The sequence below is a fragment of the Serratia sp. HNCC26DJ206 genome (assembly GCF_057180605.1).
The window spans coordinates 90796-105350 of the sequence record NZ_JBXUGP010000002.1 but is presented as its reverse complement, the minus strand read 5'-3'; the positions used below and the strand labels follow the sequence as shown (position 1 = coordinate 105350).

Below are 14555 nucleotides of genomic sequence, written 5' to 3'. Positions count from 1 at the left end.
GAAAGGAGTACAACATGTCTGAAGTAGCTGTAGTGATTGGCGGTGGCCAAACGTTAGGAGCCTTCCTGTGCCACGGCCTGGCTGAAGCCGGTTACCGCGTGGCGGTGGCGGATCTGAGCGCTGACAACGCCCATCTGGTGGCACAGCAAATCAATCAGGAATACGGTGCCGATCGCGCAATCGGCTTCCAGGCCGATGCCACCGATGAAGCCAGCGTTATTGCGCTGGCAAGTGCGGTTGATCAGGCTTTCGGCCAGACGAATCTGTTAGTGTACAGCGCCGGGATCGCCAAAGCGGCGCCGATCACCGATTTCCAACTGGGTGATTTCGATCGCTCATTGCAGGTGAATCTGGTGGGGTATTTTCTCTGTGCCCGCGAGTTTTCGCGCCTGATGATCCGCGACGGCGTTGCCGGGCGCATCATTCAGATCAACTCTAAATCCGGCAAGGTCGGCAGCAAACACAACTCTGGCTACAGCGCGGCCAAGTTCGGCGGCGTAGGGTTGACCCAATCGCTGGCGCTCGATCTGGCGGAGTATGGCATTACCGTGCACTCATTGATGCTCGGTAACCTGCTCAAATCCCCAATGTTCCAGTCGTTATTGCCGCAATACGCGCAGAAACTGGGGATCAAACCCGAAGACGTTGAGAAGTATTACACCGACAAAGTACCGCTCAAACGCGGCTGCGATTATCAGGACGTGCTGAACACCCTGCTGTTCTACGCCAGCGATAAGGCGTCGTACTGCACCGGTCAGTCGATCAACATTACCGGCGGGCAAGTGATGTTCTGATATATATCGGCTGAGGGCGAGATTGTCCCCCTCACCCCAACCCTCTCCCCAAGGGAGAGGGAGCCGATAAGTGCCACGGTTAAGACTGGAGTAAAGCGGTGGCGCATACCGCCCCTTAGCCCAAGGGAAAACAAGTCGATAAATACCACGGTTAATGCCGGAGTAAAACAGTGGCACATCCAGTCCCCTCTCCCTGTGGGAGAGGGCTAGGGTGAGGGGAAGATCACCTGATTTCCCCTTCATTTTTACACAGGAGCACAATCTCATGACCAGCGCACTCATCACCTTTGCCATTATCGCCTGGTTGATGCAAATCGCCCTCGGCTGGTGGCAGATTCAGCGTTTCAACCGCGCCTTTGATCGCCTGTGCCAGCTAGGCAACGTGGGCGTTGGCCGCTCTGGCGGGCGCTTCAAACCCCGCGTGATACTGGCACTGGCGTTCGATGAACAGCAGCGGGTGTGCGGTAGCATGCTGATGCGCGGCCTGACTATTTTCGCACAGCCTAAACAACTCACCGAGTTGCATGGCATGCATCAGCAAGATTTATGCCCGGATGTGATCTTCCCCGAGGATCAATCATGCAAAACTGCACTATTGTTAGCGATTACACCGAAATCATGATATTTTCACACTAAAAGACATTACCTTTCATAGTGAATTATTCACCGAGAGGAATGGTCAACTCTGGTGAACAGGAATCGCTATGAAACCAAAGCAGCGGCAAGCCGCTATTCTTGAATACTTGCAGCGACATGGCAAAACGGCAGTGGATGCACTGGCAGAACATTTCTCCACCACCGGCACCACCATCCGTAAAGACCTCACCCTGCTGGAAGAAGAGGGTGACGTGATCCGCACCTACGGCGGTGTGGTGCTCAGCCGTGACGATGGCGATCAACCCATCGATCGCAAAACCCATATCAATACCGAGAAGAAACGCCAGATTGCCTACGCCGCCATCAAACTGATCGACGACGGCGATTCGCTGATCTTCGACGCAGGTAGCACCGTATTGCAAATGGTGCCACATCTGGCGCAGTTCAATAACATCACCGTAATGACCAACAGCCTGCATATCGTCAATGCGCTGGTGGAGTTGGACAACGACCAGACCATTCTGATGCCCGGTGGCACCTATCGCAAAAAATCAGCCTCGTTTCACGGCAGCCTGGCCGAATCGGCGTTCCATCAGTTCAGCTTTGATAAACTGTTTATCGGTGCCGACGGGGTCGATCTCAACGCAGGAGTGACCACCTTCAATGAGGTACACAATGTCAGCAAAGCCATGTGCGAAGCTGCCAGCCGCATTGTGCTGCTGGTCGATTCCTCCAAATTCGGCCGTAAAAGCCCGAACGTGGTGTGCGAACTGGGCGTAGTGGATACGCTGATCACCGATAAAGGCATCAACCCGAGTTACCTCGCTGCGTTGCAGGCGAAAGGCATCAATATCATTCTGGTAGGAGACTCCGATGAGTAACGCCACTGCCCTGCTTAACTTTGCCCGCGAAACGCTGGAGATTGAACTGGCGGAAGCACAACGCCTGCTGACCCGACTGGACGATAATTTTGTCCGTGCCTGCGAACTGCTATTGAACTGCCAAGGTAAAGCGGTGATTTCCGGCATCGGTAAATCCGGCCATATCGGCAAAAAGATTGCCGCATCGCTGGCCAGCACCGGCACGCCGTCGTTCTTCGTCCATCCCGCCGAAGCGCTGCATGGCGATCTCGGCATGATCGGTGCCGACGATGTGGTGATCTTTATCTCTTATTCCGGCCGCGCCAAAGAGCTGGATCTGATCCTGCCGTTGCTGGCCGAAAGCCAGATCCCGGTGATCGCCATCACCGGCGGTAAAGAATCCCCGCTGGCGCTGGGCGCAGCCTGCACGTTGGATATCAGCGTAGAGCGTGAGGCCTGCCCAATGGGATTGGCCCCCACTTCCAGCGCTGTTAACACTCTGATGATGGGCGATGCGCTGGCCATGGCGCTGATGCGCCAGCGCGGTTTCAACGCGGAAGATTTTGCCCGCTCTCATCCGGGTGGCAGTTTGGGCGCACGCCTGTTAAACCGCGTCCACCACCTGATGCGCACCGGTGATCGCCTGCCGGTGGTTAAAGAAAGCGTCAACGTGATGGAGGCGATGCTGGAATTGAGCCGCACCGGCCTTGGTCTGGTCGCGGTGTGCGATGCTCAACAGAAAGTGGTAGGCGTATTTACCGACGGTGACCTGCGCCGCTGGCTGGTGAAGGGCAATAGCCTCGCTGATGCCCTCAGCCCGGCGATCACCCGCCCCGGCTATCGCCTGCCAGAACAGTGGCGGGCTGGTGAAGCATTGGAAGCCCTGCACGAACAACACATCAGCGCGGCCCCGGTCGTTAACCTTGACGGCGTGCTGGTGGGGGCGATCAACCTGCACGACCTGCATCAGGCTGGAGTCGGCTAAGGCTTATGCCGGGCGTTCTCTGCGCCCGGCCAACTTCACCACCAGGCATGAAAATGGTGCACTGGCCCAATACCCTGCCCCACTTCTAGGCTATCGGCCTGCTGCAAAGCTTGTTGCAGATAGGCCTTGGCCTCCATCACCGTTGCAACCCAATTCTCATGACGCGGGCGCAATGCCGCCAGCGCGGCTGAAAGTGTGCAGCCGGTGCCATGGGTATGCCGGGTCGCCACGCGCGGCGCAGTGAAACGCTGCTCCAGATCGGCGGTAAATAACCAATCCGGACTCTCACCTTCGTTCAAGTGCCCCCCTTTTATCAGCACCGCCTGGCAACCCATCGCCAGCAATGCCTGCCCCTGCTCGCGCATTTGCCGTTCATTCTCGGCCGGTGCGCAAGCCAGCAACGCCGCCGCTTCCGGCAAATTTGGCGTGATAAGAGAAACCAACGGCAATAATTCACGGCGGATAGACTCCACAGCCTCTGGTGCCAGCAGCGGATCGCCGCTTTTGGCAAGCATCACCGTATCGAGCACCACATAAGGCAGTTGATAGTGCCGCAGACGTTCCGCCACCGCAGTGACGATCTCCGCATTGGCTAGCATGCCGATCTTGGCGCTGTCGATCCGCACATCGCTGAGTACGGAATCAAGCTGGGCAGCCACAAAGGCTGGATCGATGTGATATACCGACTGCACCCCACGGGTGTTTTGCGCCACCAAGGCGGTGATCACGCTGGTACCATAGGCCCCCAGCGCCGAAAAAGCTTTCAGATCGGCCTGGATCCCCGCGCCACCGCTCGGATCGGTGCCCGCAATGGTTAGAGCATTAATACGTTTCATTGCAGATCCTCTGAGGTCAGTTGATAAAGCGCATCGAGAAATGCCGGGGTAAAGCTGCCGGGGCCGCTACAGCGTGCCACCGCACGTTCACCGCATAGCGACATCACCCGGCAAGCGGTGGCTACGTTATCCAACCGCTCGCCCGGCAGGCTGCAAAAGGCAGCCACTACCGCAGACAGCGCGCAGCCGGTGCCCACCACCCGCGTCATCAGGATATCGCCACCGGTCACGGCCCAGTCACGCTCGCCGTCGGTGATGTAATCCACCACCCCGCTCACCGCCACAATCGCACCGCTACTCTGGGCCAGTTCACGCGCTGCCGGTAACGCTGCCAGTGAGTCGTCATTGCTGTCGACGCCACGGCCGCTAGCCCGTAGACCGCTCAGCGCCATAATCTCCGACGCGTTACCGCGGATCGCCGCAGGCTGTAGCATCAGTAAACGCTGAGCAAAATCAGTGCGATAAGTCAAACCGCCCACCGCAACCGGATCCAACGCCCAAGGCTTGCCTGCGTGATTGGCAGCCTCGATAGCGGCCAACATCGACTCGGCCCGCGCGCTGTGCAGCGTACCGATATTGATCAGCAACGCATCCGCCACACGGCTGAACTGTGCGGCCTCGGCAGGCTCGACCACCATCGCCGGAGAAGCCCCTAGGGCCAGCAGAACATTGGCGGTCAATTCCTGTACCACTTCGTTAGTCAGGCAATGAATCAACGGGAGATGGCGTTTAAATTGGTGAAAACAGGCCGCGGCACGGTTGCCGGGTAACACATCAGGTCGAGTCAACATATTGCTCCCAACCGGCGTTCAAGAAGGCGGGTACCGGTTGAGATACCGAGACTTCCCTACGCTGGTATTATCCAGATCAGGTAATACGGGTAAATTCTCAGCCGATTACATCGGCACCCCGAGTCATTGAAAAATCATTAAATTTTTGTTGGCTGTCTCGCCAACGTCGATCAGGATAATCGCCAAACCTGGGGCTGTAAACCCATTTTAGGGAAGACTCCAGGTTGAGCCTATTTAGCTTAATGACAGGGAATATATTTGCAGGATAAATTTCAAAAAATAATGCATGCATTTTCCATATTAAACATGACGTCATTCTTTATGTTTTGTGCTGATTATGCATCACAACTCAAATTGAAACTTGACAAGGCAGCCGAAAAATTAGCGCGATTAATACTTAAAAATTAATGTCGATATGATCCCCAACAGGAACGATCAGACATACTCATTATCTGAAGCTTATTCTATTGCATTAATAAACAGAGATCGGGTAGATTGCTCCCGACCTCATAAGCTGCCGTTGTACTGGCTTAGGAGCAGGGAGTTCGTCTTGTTATTTAGGGATACATATAATGAGTTCTGTACCACAACAAAACACCACCTCGTTTGCTTTCGTTCTCGCCTCTTGGGCAGCACTCCTCGGCGGTTTTGGCGTGTTTCTGCTGGGCCTGTGGAATGCGGAAATGCAATTGAATGAAAAAGGCTATTATTTCGCCGTATTGATATTGGGCCTGTTTACCGCCATAACCATTCAAAAGACGGTCCGCGATCAGCAAGATGGCATTCCAGTGACTCATATTTATAGTATTACTTGCTGGGTGGCTTTTGCGATTGCCGTAGGCCTGTTATGCATCGGTTTGTGGAATGCCAAATTATTATTAAGTGAGAAAGGTTTCTACGGTGTCTCCTTCTTTCTTAGCCTGTTTGGCGCCATTGCGGTGCAGAAAAATACCCGCGATGCGGCCAAAAACTACGGCAGCGAAGCTGAATACAGCGTAGATAAAGATGTAACGGTAGAATAATGTATTGCTCAGGGGGTTAACCCCCTGATTATTACCCCATATAAATATCATCTTTACCATATAATAAGTTTAAACAACCTGCCAGTAACCGCTCTTAGTCGACCCAACTCTTGCTAATCGTTTTTCCTCCTGTAATACCTTGATAGTGCGCTCGATCGTACGGCTACTTACCTTCAACTCACCAGCAAGTTGCACAATAGTCATGGAAGGATTAGCGGTGACAGCAGCTAAGATGCGTTCTGCGGATGGATGAATTCAAATTCGTAATGGAATATGGAACTGGCAATCAACGGGTGGATATCAGTGTGCTGTAACCATGTCAGCAGATCGCTGACTAAACGCGGCAATTGATTGGCTGGCGGAGCCATATGAATCAGCTGCTTTTCCCGATACACGCCAACATTACCACTGCGCAACTGACCTGGCGCATCCACTAGGCCAACCATCAGTAAACGATGTGCTGCCAGTAAGTCATCAAACCGATGGCTCTGCCAGTCAGGCAATTTTTCATAGGCAAGGATCGCGTTACGAACTTCCTGAATATCTTTTGCCGGCGCCAATACCCGTTTACCATCCATGATCGCAGTAACCTGTTCGGTAGACAGACTGTTGTGCTCAATAGCCAATGATGCCTGGATAGTGCGGATACGGTTCTCTTTACGTAGCAAAGGGGAAGATTGTTCAGCCTGCGCAGCCCAACGGCCTAATAGCTCCCCCACCTCAACCACCTGATTCAGAATGTTTGGTGTTATGGTATAAGGCGGTTGATAACCTGCCATCGTGCTCCCCTCATTATCAAAAAAACAGGCCCAGAATCACCTTGCCAGCCCTCACACTACGCAAATCATGGTGTGTTGAGTACTAAATATCAAGCAGTTGACTGGTTTCACTTAGCTTCAACCTATTTAATGAGGTATTTTTATTCACTACCACTCAAATATGCGGCAGTTAAACCCTTCATTCGATACTTTCATAAAATAAATCAAATAATTAAAAGCAACCAACCCTCTTGCTTATTACCTGTAACCAGTCCTACATTTAATTATAAATATGAGGAAATTATCCTTTCTGGTCAGTTCACACAATGAAGGTGAAAACTATCAGCAAATTAATCAACTCAATATTGTTACTCGTGACCGTATTGATACCAAGCACCGCGGCCTATGCTGCTAGTGCTACGGATGTTGCCCCCTCTTCGCTGTTCAGCGCAAACAGCACAGACCCTATTGTTCTTGCCCAGCAACATTTTGAGCAGCTTGAATCCTATCAGGTTAAGATCGTTTCCCAATCGGCCCTGGGTGAAAATAATGTGATTCGATACAGCTATCGCAAGCCCGGCTATGTGCGGATGGATTTTACTGAGCCTCATCCGGGTGCGGTTCTGGTTTATAACCCAAGTAGCGGCACGGTTCGCCTATGGCCATTCGGTCTACATCAATTCCCGGTGCTAAATCTTTCACCGACAGACGCGTTGATACGCGATCAGAACGGCCATCAGGTGGATCAATCGGATGTTGGCACGTTACTGCGCAATATCCGCAGCCTGCAGCAAGGGGGTAAAACCACCATTGTTGGTAAAGAAATCTTGTTGGGGCAACCCGTATTGCACGTATCGATCAATGGCCCAAGCGGTTTCACAGTCAGCGGAGTTCACCGCTCTGAACTCTGGTTGGAGAATAGCCATAGTTTCCCTGTCAAAGTCGTGAGTTATGGCATTAATGGTCACATCATAGAAACCGTATTTATGGATGCAGTAGTGTTCAACCTTCGATTTCCCGATAATTTCTTTACCCCTTGATGCGGAGTTTAACTGCATGGCTGAGTATCAGCTTTCCACCACTTGGCGAATCAAAGCACCACTGCAAGAGGTATGGGATGCTCTTTACCATCCTGATGTCTGGCCAAATTGGTGGAAAAACTTAGTGCAGATTGTTGAGATAGAAAAAGGCGATGTGCTTGGTATCGGCGCATTGCATCGCCATACCTGGAAGGGCGTTCTCCCTTATCGGATAACTTTTGATATTCGCATATTAAATATCGTGCCTTTACAGCTTCTTGAAGGGCAAGCCAGTGGTGAAGTTGAAGGGATTGGGCGGTGGATCCTCTCTTATGACGGCACTGACACCCTCGCTTGTTACCATTGGGATATCCGAACCAATGCATTGTGGATGAACTGCCTGGCACCGCTTATAGCACCATTATTCCGCTGGAATCATTATGCCGTGATGCGCGAAGGGGCTAGAGGACTGGCTCGTAAATTAGGAACCCGCGTTGAAATGGATTGATGCTGATAACGATCTACCCTACGACATCCCCAAGCAATGCAAAGGAAACACCATGCAGATAAGACCCTACCAAGAGGCAGATCGCCCATTTCTGAGCGTTCTGTACCTTGCTGCACGCCGAGCGACCTTTACTTGGCGCGACACTCGCCATTACCAATTGGAGGATTTCGATCGCTCAACGCGGGGTGAAGAAATATGGGTAGCAGAAAAGGCAGGAAAACTATTGGGATTTGTATCGATTCACCGCGCTGACAATTTCATTCATCACCTGTATGTCGACCCCGATCTACCACCGCAGGGCATCGGCAGCGCATTGCTGCATGCGGCCGAACGCACCTTTACGTCGACCGGCTCGCTAAAATGCCTGGTGAAAAACCAAAAAGCCCTGGCGTTTTATCATAAGCATGGTTGGCAGAATATTGCGGCCGGTTGTGACGGCGGTGAGGAATATTATCTGCTGCACTGCCCAAAAGGACAAAATACACTACGGAGCTGAAGCCACACCTTGGATTTCACCGGTATATCCGGTGCGGGAAATCGCCGTCAGTAATGTCTGATTATCAAAACCTTCTGGCACAATCACCTCTGCCTGATGCGTTTTCAGAGAGGCTTTAGCCTTGATAACGCCGTCAGTAGCACGCAGTGCCTTATTGATGGAGATAACGCAGAGCGAGCATGTCATATCTTTGATATCGATAGTGACCTTTTGGTTTTCAGCCCATGCCTGCGGTGCCATTAAAACCAGAGCCAGCATCAGAAAAAAGCGCTTCTTCATTCCATCAACTCCCACAACCAGGGTAATACGTACGGATAGGTCATCAGAGCCAAAAGCAGCGGCACCGATAACCAATAAAGCCAGATCAATACTCGACGGCTAACGACATTCACACAAACGGGACGTGGCGACAGATAAAGCCGCCAGAATCCTCTCAGCATTAAACCGACAGAGAGAACCACCATCGGTAACTGCAACCATGATAGAGCCGGGATCCCCGTCAATCCGGCAGCGGAAATACCGAACACCAAATAGAGCAGCGGGCCAAGGCAGCAAAGCGTCGATGCGGCGGCTGCAAGCAGAGCCGCCAACAACGTCACCACGCTGCCCTTAAGGCTGTTCGACAGAGACGTAGTCATAACTAAATTCAGCCGGATCGTAGAAGTTCAACGGATCGCCATCCACTTCAGCATAAGGATAACCAAAGTTATTGAGGTCACCTTGTTCTGCCACTGGCGAAAGCGCAAAGTCACGGGCATAGTTAAAGCCCACCCAGTTCATTTCCCAGTTACCGAACAGATAATCACTGACGGCCTCAACGGCTGGATCACCGTTTTCTTTTTTCTCAGTTAAACGCATTTTTGTGACATCGGCCGGATCGGCCGGTAGCCAGCCGAAACCCGCCAGCCAGAACATGGCCCGACAGTGTTGCCCACCACTGATTTTCGCCACGCCCTGTTCGTCTGAGCTACCGAACGCCTTCTTCGAATAGTTGATGAGCTTGCGGGTGGCTCCCAGGCGAATACCAAACATCTCACGCGCCGGGATCCCACTGGCACGGCACAGCGCAACAAAAACGGAGTTAATGTCGGTACATTTCCCGCCCAGATTGCCGGTTTTGAGAATTTGGCCCACATCGCCGCTACCACAGCCGATCACCGAATCGTCGCGATGCATATGGGTTCTTACCCAATCATGGATTAACCGCGCCTGCTTCAGAGGTGACTTCTCGCTACCGATAATCTTCAGCGCCGTTTCTTTCACCACCCCATCCACCGGGATATGAGGAGTAGCGTTGAGATAGGGTTGTACCTCTGCGGGGAAAACCAGCTCGGTTTCAGGAAGATGCCATGCGGACAGTTGATTGTTCTTTAACGGTTCCCAGTCCAAGGTTTCAATCAGCATTTCCACTTTCATTTCCATCGGGCCTTTTGAATCCGGCCAGGATGCAAACAACGTTTTGGCCGCGTAACGGTTATTGGCCGTTAGATAAGCCTGCTGATAGTTGCCAGAAAAGGAAATGTGCTTCAGTTGCTGAAAGGCGGTGTCTTCCGGTACCGGGATCCACAGATTAGCCTTACCTTCAGAGCCTGCTGGCGCTTTCAGCCGATAAGTCTGCGTCATCACGAAACGTCTTCTTCTATCTACGCAGGTTGCCGCCGGTATGTCAGCTTTACGCGACTCAGACCAGGCAGGACTAATCAGACCAAAAGAAGATAACGCAGCAGCACCCTTGAGAAAATTACGCCTTTCCATCACATTTCCTTTATTGTCAGATAACGCCAAAGCCTTGCCCAGCGCCGGCGAGGAAAGATAGTACGCATCCTGTCAGCACAAAACAACACACTTGCCGCCTGATCAGGCATCGGGATATGAAAGGAAATATACGGTAAATGCCATGGGAGAAAGTGGAGAGGTATCAAGAATAACTAAAACCCTGCATCAGTATTCTGCAACAGAGCCGCTCAAGTAAGGTACTACACTGGAAGGTAAAGAACTGCCCCTGCGCTTTAAAATACTCTTTGCCTGAATCGCAACCAGGGGTTCAGTAAAGGCTCCAGTCCTCAAGACGCAGGCCATTGATGCGAACAAACTCACGTGTGTTATTGGTTACCAAAATAAACCCCTGCGAGCGGGCATGAGCCGCAATCATGCAGTCATACGGGCCAATGGGCGTACCAACCTTCGCCAGTTCGGCGCGCACCTGCCCGGTATGGATGGCGGCATCATTACCATAGCTCAGCACCTCAAGCCTGGCGGTAAAACCTTCCACCACCCTCAGGTTCTTCTCTGGGTTGCTGGATTTCTCCGCGCCGTAGATTAGCTCCATCAGCGTTACAGAACTGATACACATGCGGCCATAGTGCTGATTAAATGCTTCACGTACCGCCTGAGGCTTGTTTTTAATTGTGTAGATACAGATATTGGTATCCAACATGTATTTGAGCATCAGAACGCTTCCCTATCCTGTTCTCCCGGCTGTTCACGCGCCACCATAAAATCTGGTGTCACACTATCGCCATCAAACCAACTGTCCCACCCCTCGCCCGCTGGCGTAATAATACGCGCCCGGCCAACCGCAACGATGTCCACATGTTTGACATCCTCAGGTAAGGCCACTGCTTTTGGCAAGCGTACCGCCTGGCTGCGGTTGCTTTTAAACACCGTCGTTTTCTCCATCATTACCCCCTGTGGTGATGTTTTGTACCGATCATCAGCATAGGGAAATCAAGGGATATGTCAATGGGATATACATCGAGAATAAATGAGTTACAGCATTACGGATTGAATCTGATGGAGTTTCTCTTTTCTGGATAAATCCAATAAATCATGCTTTAAATTCGTTTTCCGAGTTTAAAACACTAATTAAGAGAATTATGGAACTTGCTCAGATTTCTAGTTAATTCTATAATTTTGGGTACTAACTCGCTTTATTTGGAGATTCTCACAATATGTTGGATTTAAGCTTCAAAAAGCCGAGTGAGATTGTCAAACGACTTTGTGAGCGCTTGCGCACTGAACGATTGGCGCAACAGATGACTCAAGCGGATGTGGCTGGCCGCGCAGGCATCGGCACCAATACCGTGTCCAATCTGGAAGCCGGGCGTAATGTCGGCTTCGAGAACGTGGTTCGCGTGGCGATGGTTCTTGGCCGAACCAAGGAACTCGAAGATCTGTTCCTGCCTAAGTTAGAGAGCCTCGAAGACATTCGCCGCTACGAAAACAGCGCCAATCGTCACCGTAGTAAGAGGAAGCCCAACAATGCTTGAGCAAGTGAACGTTTACTACGAAGGCTGGGGTGAACGGTGGCTCTGGGGTACGCTGATGTCTACGACGGCCCTCACCGGCCGCCCGCAGATTATGTTTGAGTACAGCAATGAGGCAAGGCAAAGGGGTTTCGAGTTATCGTCCTACACCCTACCGCTGGAAGGAACTCAGTTGCGTCGCGGTTTCCCCCTCCACCAATTGGGCCTGCCAGGGCCAGTCTATGACTCGTTGCCTGACGGTTGGGGCATGCTATTGATGGACCGATTATTCAGGCGCCGCGGGCTTACCACCGCACGCATCGGCCCATTGGAACGACTGACGTACATTGGCAGCAATGCTATGGGGGCTATGTCGTTCGAGCCTGTGGTGCCCGAGGGATTGGCGTCAAGTGTGCATATCCCACTCGACCTGCTTGCCACCGAAGTGCAGGAGGTGCTCCATGGTAACGATGGAGTATTTCTGCAGCGTTTGTTGCAGGTGGGTGGCTCACCTCAGGGTGCCAGACCGAAGGCGCTAATCTATCGCGATCCTCAAACCGGAAAGTTTACAACCGCTGCCACACAGGGCTTCGAAGCCTGGCTAGTCAAGTTCCCAGCCAAAGAGGAACATGCAGAAGTGTGCGCTATCGAGATGGTCTATGCCGAGTGTTTGCGTATGTGTGGCATCCCAACCCCAGATACGCAGTATTTCAGCCTGCCCAAAGGAATGGCGGCGTTCGCCAGTAAACGCTTTGACCGCCAAAACGATCTACGCATCCCCATGCAAAGCCTCGCTGCTTTTACCGGCACCGACTACCAGGTTTCAGGAGTTTTAGACTACGTTAACTTCCTGCGCGCAACCCAGATGTGCACCAACGATGTGCGCGAAAAAGCATTCGCTTTCGAGCGTGCCGCCTTCAATGTCGCGTTCAACAATCGAGACGATCACCCCAAGAACTTCGCCTATCTGATGTCGCCAACTGGCGATTGGAAGCTAGCACCCGCCTACGACGTGACCTTCTGCGAGGGGCCCGGTGGATACCACCAGATGGACGTGATGGGTGAGGCGCTGGCGATCGAACGCGCTGCCATGCTCCAACTTGCTGAGGAGGCTGAGGTTTCAGCGGAGGCCGCTAGCCGCATCATTGCCCGCATTTGCGATGTCGCAGGTCAGTTTGCCACGATCGCCGATCACCTGCTGCCACAGGTTATCACCCGAGACACTCTGCGCATGATCCAGGGCCGTATTGACCAAAACCTTGCTCTGCTGCGCTAGGGTTACACCGGTTGCAGAAACAAAAAAGCCCGCAATTACGCGGACTTAAACGGGGGGGTTTTGTACGTAGTTGTGCCAGACTTTAACTCATTCCCACTCAATCGTTGAAAGTCTACTTAATCAACTGATTTATAATAAATATTTACCAGTCAAAATATTAATGCCGTCAAATCTACCGGTGCCACTGTAAGGCGTCGTCTGTAGCCGTTCACAGGCACTGACAATGCCTGAGGTGTAACGTGCCGCGATATCAGCAGAAGCCGCCGTTGCAATATAACGGTACAGCGCTAACCCATATTCTTGCGCGGGTGGTGAGTGCTGTCACTGCGAAGCAGTGACAGCACCTTTGCAGCAAATAGCTCTGTGCTAGCACACCTAAACCTCGTTCGCCGCGAGGCAATTACCGGAGGATTAAACACCTATCCCCCGGTATTGCCGCCAGCGTCAGGCATTCCAGTCAAGCTTAAATCCCCAAGAGACAAAAATGAAAGAACGGGACTATATCTCCAAACGCATGGCAGTACGGTTTGCTAAGCCATAGCGCTTTTCCTCCTCAAGAATATCCTTGAGGAATGGAGGTTCCTTCGTGCCAGTCATCACCACAAAACCCAGTTTTGCATAAAATGGGGCATTCCAAGGCACGTGAACAAAGGTGGTCAGGTAGAAAGTGTTTTTGTTGAGCAAGCGCAAATGCTCCACAGCCCGCATAACAAGCGCGGAACCAATCCCCTTGCGCATATGCTTGGGATGCACATCCATTTGAGCTAGCAACGCGGCGTCTTCAACCAACTGCACAAGCGCATAGCCTATAGGACTTCCGTCCTCGGCAAGGGCCACCCAGAGCAGTCCTTTTTGCACCGCCTCGAGCAATATCTTTATCGGTACAGAATCTGAGCGGATGTGATCCGGTATGGAGCCTGGAGGGAAAATACTCGCAGCCGCAATTTCAATTGCACCCAGCAACGGGGCATGATCTGCGTTGGCCTGTTCTATGGTGTATTCTTTTTGCACTCGCCTTGCCTCACAATCTACTCGGACTCTTGCCGCAATTCCCGCAGGCATTTTTCAACAACAAATGCATCAGATAGCCCTTGAGCGATGAGCTTCTTTGCCTCGCGTCATCTTTCCCGTACATCTAATAACGTTATCTGATCATACCTGCCGAGTACGAGCGTTTCACGCCAGCCATTTATGCTGTAGTCGTAACGAAACGACACGGTTCCAGAAGGTAACACGGCAACATACAGCCCATCACGATCGACAACTTTATAAAGCCGATCTTTTGCTTTCAGCACTTTTAATTGGCTATCCGTCAGCACCTTCGCCTTCTCACACTTGTGAAAAATACCGTCAACCTAAACGGTATGT

18 protein-coding genes, 2 pseudogenes and 1 riboswitch are annotated in these 14555 nt (G+C 52.1%); of the genes and pseudogenes, 10 read left to right on the top strand and 10 right to left on the bottom strand.

Annotation, left to right across the window (positions count from 1 at the left end; all coding sequences use genetic code 11):
* Nucleotides 1-14: 14 nt before the first annotated feature.
* From srlD to gutQ, 4 genes are all read left to right on the top strand, one after another.
* Nucleotides 15-794: a sorbitol-6-phosphate dehydrogenase gene (gene srlD / locus AC2A1E_RS01920; protein ID WP_484382311.1), complete on the top strand. Its 780-nt coding sequence runs from the start codon at nt 15-17 to the stop codon at nt 792-794.
* 265 nt (nt 795-1059) lie between these two features.
* Nucleotides 1060-1416, top strand: a complete 357-nt coding sequence (gutM, locus tag AC2A1E_RS01915; RefSeq protein ID WP_484382310.1) for a transcriptional regulator GutM — start codon at nt 1060-1062, stop codon at nt 1414-1416.
* An 82-nt stretch (nt 1417-1498) separates the two neighbouring features.
* A complete protein-coding gene (gene srlR, locus AC2A1E_RS01910) occupies nt 1499-2272 on the top strand; it encodes a glucitol operon DNA-binding transcriptional repressor SrlR (RefSeq protein WP_484382309.1) in 774 nt (257 codons plus the stop codon).
* Nucleotides 2265-3236, top strand: coding sequence for an arabinose-5-phosphate isomerase GutQ (gutQ, locus tag AC2A1E_RS01905; RefSeq protein ID WP_484382308.1), 972 nt, complete (start codon nt 2265-2267; stop codon nt 3234-3236). Before srlR ends, gutQ begins: the two co-directional genes overlap by 8 nt.
* A gap of 35 nt (nt 3237-3271) precedes the next feature.
* Here gutQ and thiD read toward each other — a convergent pair whose 3' ends face one another.
* Complete coding sequence (gene thiD, locus AC2A1E_RS01900) at nt 3272-4072, bottom strand: bifunctional hydroxymethylpyrimidine kinase/phosphomethylpyrimidine kinase (RefSeq protein WP_484382307.1); 801 nt, start codon at nt 4070-4072, stop codon at nt 3272-3274.
* The gene (gene thiM / locus AC2A1E_RS01895; protein ID WP_484382306.1) at nt 4069-4863 is read right to left on the bottom strand and encodes a hydroxyethylthiazole kinase; all 795 of its coding nucleotides are present in this window, start codon (nt 4861-4863) and stop codon (nt 4069-4071) included. The genes thiD and thiM overlap by 4 nt, the downstream gene beginning before the upstream one ends.
* Nucleotides 4864-4899: 36 nt before the next feature.
* Nucleotides 4900-4994: riboswitch (TPP riboswitch) on the bottom strand.
* A gap of 441 nt (nt 4995-5435) precedes the next feature.
* On the opposite strand from thiM, the gene yiaA reads away from it, so the two are divergent.
* The gene (gene yiaA, locus AC2A1E_RS01890; protein WP_484382305.1) at nt 5436-5885 is read left to right on the top strand and encodes an inner membrane protein YiaA; all 450 of its coding nucleotides are present in this window, start codon (nt 5436-5438) and stop codon (nt 5883-5885) included.
* Between the two features lie 69 nt (nt 5886-5954).
* On the opposite strand, the pseudogene AC2A1E_RS01885 reads toward yiaA, so the two are convergent.
* Nucleotides 5955-6664: pseudogene (locus AC2A1E_RS01885) on the bottom strand (Fic family protein).
* Between the two features lie 305 nt (nt 6665-6969).
* Here AC2A1E_RS01885 and AC2A1E_RS01880 point away from each other — a divergent pair.
* The 3 genes from AC2A1E_RS01880 to AC2A1E_RS01870 are packed head-to-tail and all read left to right on the top strand — an operon-like array spanning nt 6970 to nt 8666.
* Entirely contained in the window at nt 6970-7683 is a 714-nt protein-coding gene (locus AC2A1E_RS01880) for a LolA family protein (RefSeq protein ID WP_459401736.1), read from the top strand.
* Nucleotides 7684-7699: 16 nt separating this feature from the next.
* A complete protein-coding gene (locus AC2A1E_RS01875; protein ID WP_484382304.1) occupies nt 7700-8170 on the top strand; it encodes an SRPBCC family protein in 471 nt (156 codons plus the stop codon).
* Between the two features lie 52 nt (nt 8171-8222).
* Nucleotides 8223-8666: a GNAT family N-acetyltransferase gene (locus AC2A1E_RS01870; protein WP_484382430.1), complete on the top strand. Its 444-nt coding sequence runs from the start codon at nt 8223-8225 to the stop codon at nt 8664-8666.
* Here the strand turns inward: AC2A1E_RS01870 and AC2A1E_RS01865 are convergent.
* The 5 genes from AC2A1E_RS01865 to vapB all read right to left on the bottom strand — a co-directional run bounded on the left by AC2A1E_RS01865 (nt 8655) and on the right by vapB (nt 11345).
* A complete protein-coding gene (locus AC2A1E_RS01865; protein WP_459401733.1) occupies nt 8655-8945 on the bottom strand; it encodes a heavy-metal-associated domain-containing protein in 291 nt (96 codons plus the stop codon). The two genes, AC2A1E_RS01870 and AC2A1E_RS01865, sit on opposite strands and share 12 nt — an antisense overlap.
* A complete protein-coding gene (locus AC2A1E_RS01860; RefSeq protein ID WP_484382303.1) occupies nt 8942-9304 on the bottom strand; it encodes a mercuric transporter MerT family protein in 363 nt (120 codons plus the stop codon). The genes AC2A1E_RS01865 and AC2A1E_RS01860 overlap by 4 nt, the downstream gene beginning before the upstream one ends.
* Nucleotides 9276-10421: a transglutaminase-like domain-containing protein gene (locus AC2A1E_RS01855; RefSeq protein ID WP_484382302.1), complete on the bottom strand. Its 1146-nt coding sequence runs from the start codon at nt 10419-10421 to the stop codon at nt 9276-9278. The genes AC2A1E_RS01860 and AC2A1E_RS01855 overlap by 29 nt, the downstream gene beginning before the upstream one ends.
* Before the next feature lie 289 nt (nt 10422-10710).
* Nucleotides 10711-11115 (bottom strand): type II toxin-antitoxin system tRNA(fMet)-specific endonuclease VapC, encoded by a 405-nt coding sequence (vapC, locus tag AC2A1E_RS01850; RefSeq protein ID WP_484382301.1) that lies wholly within the window; start codon nt 11113-11115, stop codon nt 10711-10713.
* Nucleotides 11115-11345, bottom strand: coding sequence for a type II toxin-antitoxin system VapB family antitoxin (gene vapB, locus AC2A1E_RS01845; protein ID WP_473191635.1), 231 nt, complete (start codon nt 11343-11345; stop codon nt 11115-11117). Before vapB ends, vapC begins: the two co-directional genes overlap by 1 nt.
* A gap of 272 nt (nt 11346-11617) precedes the next feature.
* Between vapB and AC2A1E_RS01840 the strand changes: the two genes are divergently transcribed.
* Both AC2A1E_RS01840 and AC2A1E_RS01835 read left to right on the top strand, forming a co-directional pair.
* Entirely contained in the window at nt 11618-11935 is a 318-nt protein-coding gene (locus AC2A1E_RS01840) for a helix-turn-helix domain-containing protein (RefSeq protein WP_484382300.1), read from the top strand.
* Entirely contained in the window at nt 11928-13187 is a 1260-nt protein-coding gene (locus AC2A1E_RS01835) for a type II toxin-antitoxin system HipA family toxin (RefSeq protein ID WP_484382299.1), read from the top strand. Before AC2A1E_RS01840 ends, AC2A1E_RS01835 begins: the two co-directional genes overlap by 8 nt.
* A gap of 498 nt (nt 13188-13685) precedes the next feature.
* On the opposite strand, the gene AC2A1E_RS01830 is transcribed toward AC2A1E_RS01835, so the two are convergent.
* Both AC2A1E_RS01830 and AC2A1E_RS01825 read right to left on the bottom strand, forming a co-directional pair.
* On the bottom strand, nt 13686-14198 hold the full coding sequence (locus AC2A1E_RS01830; RefSeq protein ID WP_484382298.1) for a GNAT family N-acetyltransferase: 513 nt from the start codon (nt 14196-14198) through the stop codon (nt 13686-13688).
* Nucleotides 14199-14230: 32 nt separating this feature from the next.
* Nucleotides 14231-14506: pseudogene (locus tag AC2A1E_RS01825) on the bottom strand (Arm DNA-binding domain-containing protein); the annotation flags it as partial.
* Nucleotides 14507-14555: the final 49 nt, after the last annotated feature.

What these genes read in the sequence shown, in the direction of transcription:
- srlD (WP_484382311.1), top strand. Translation starts at nt 15, where the DNA reads ATGTCTGAAGTAGCTGTAGTGATTGGCGGTGGCCAAACGTTAGGAGCC.
- gutM (WP_484382310.1), top strand. Translation starts at nt 1,060, where the DNA reads ATGACCAGCGCACTCATCACCTTTGCCATTATCGCCTGGTTGATGCAA.
- srlR (WP_484382309.1), top strand. Translation starts at nt 1,499, where the DNA reads ATGAAACCAAAGCAGCGGCAAGCCGCTATTCTTGAATACTTGCAGCGA.
- gutQ (WP_484382308.1), top strand. Translation starts at nt 2,265, where the DNA reads ATGAGTAACGCCACTGCCCTGCTTAACTTTGCCCGCGAAACGCTGGAG.
- thiD (WP_484382307.1), bottom strand. Translation starts at nt 4,072, where the DNA reads ATGAAACGTATTAATGCTCTAACCATTGCGGGCACCGATCCGAGCGGT.
- thiM (WP_484382306.1), bottom strand. Translation starts at nt 4,863, where the DNA reads ATGTTGACTCGACCTGATGTGTTACCCGGCAACCGTGCCGCGGCCTGT.
- yiaA (WP_484382305.1), top strand. Translation starts at nt 5,436, where the DNA reads ATGAGTTCTGTACCACAACAAAACACCACCTCGTTTGCTTTCGTTCTC.
- AC2A1E_RS01880 (WP_459401736.1), top strand. Translation starts at nt 6,970, where the DNA reads ATGAAGGTGAAAACTATCAGCAAATTAATCAACTCAATATTGTTACTC.
- AC2A1E_RS01875 (WP_484382304.1), top strand. Translation starts at nt 7,700, where the DNA reads ATGGCTGAGTATCAGCTTTCCACCACTTGGCGAATCAAAGCACCACTG.
- AC2A1E_RS01870 (WP_484382430.1), top strand. Translation starts at nt 8,223, where the DNA reads ATGCAGATAAGACCCTACCAAGAGGCAGATCGCCCATTTCTGAGCGTT.
- AC2A1E_RS01865 (WP_459401733.1), bottom strand. Translation starts at nt 8,945, where the DNA reads ATGAAGAAGCGCTTTTTTCTGATGCTGGCTCTGGTTTTAATGGCACCG.
- AC2A1E_RS01860 (WP_484382303.1), bottom strand. Translation starts at nt 9,304, where the DNA reads ATGACTACGTCTCTGTCGAACAGCCTTAAGGGCAGCGTGGTGACGTTG.
- AC2A1E_RS01855 (WP_484382302.1), bottom strand. Translation starts at nt 10,421, where the DNA reads ATGGAAAGGCGTAATTTTCTCAAGGGTGCTGCTGCGTTATCTTCTTTT.
- vapC (WP_484382301.1), bottom strand. Translation starts at nt 11,115, where the DNA reads ATGCTCAAATACATGTTGGATACCAATATCTGTATCTACACAATTAAA.
- vapB (WP_473191635.1), bottom strand. Translation starts at nt 11,345, where the DNA reads ATGGAGAAAACGACGGTGTTTAAAAGCAACCGCAGCCAGGCGGTACGC.
- AC2A1E_RS01840 (WP_484382300.1), top strand. Translation starts at nt 11,618, where the DNA reads ATGTTGGATTTAAGCTTCAAAAAGCCGAGTGAGATTGTCAAACGACTT.
- AC2A1E_RS01835 (WP_484382299.1), top strand. Translation starts at nt 11,928, where the DNA reads ATGCTTGAGCAAGTGAACGTTTACTACGAAGGCTGGGGTGAACGGTGG.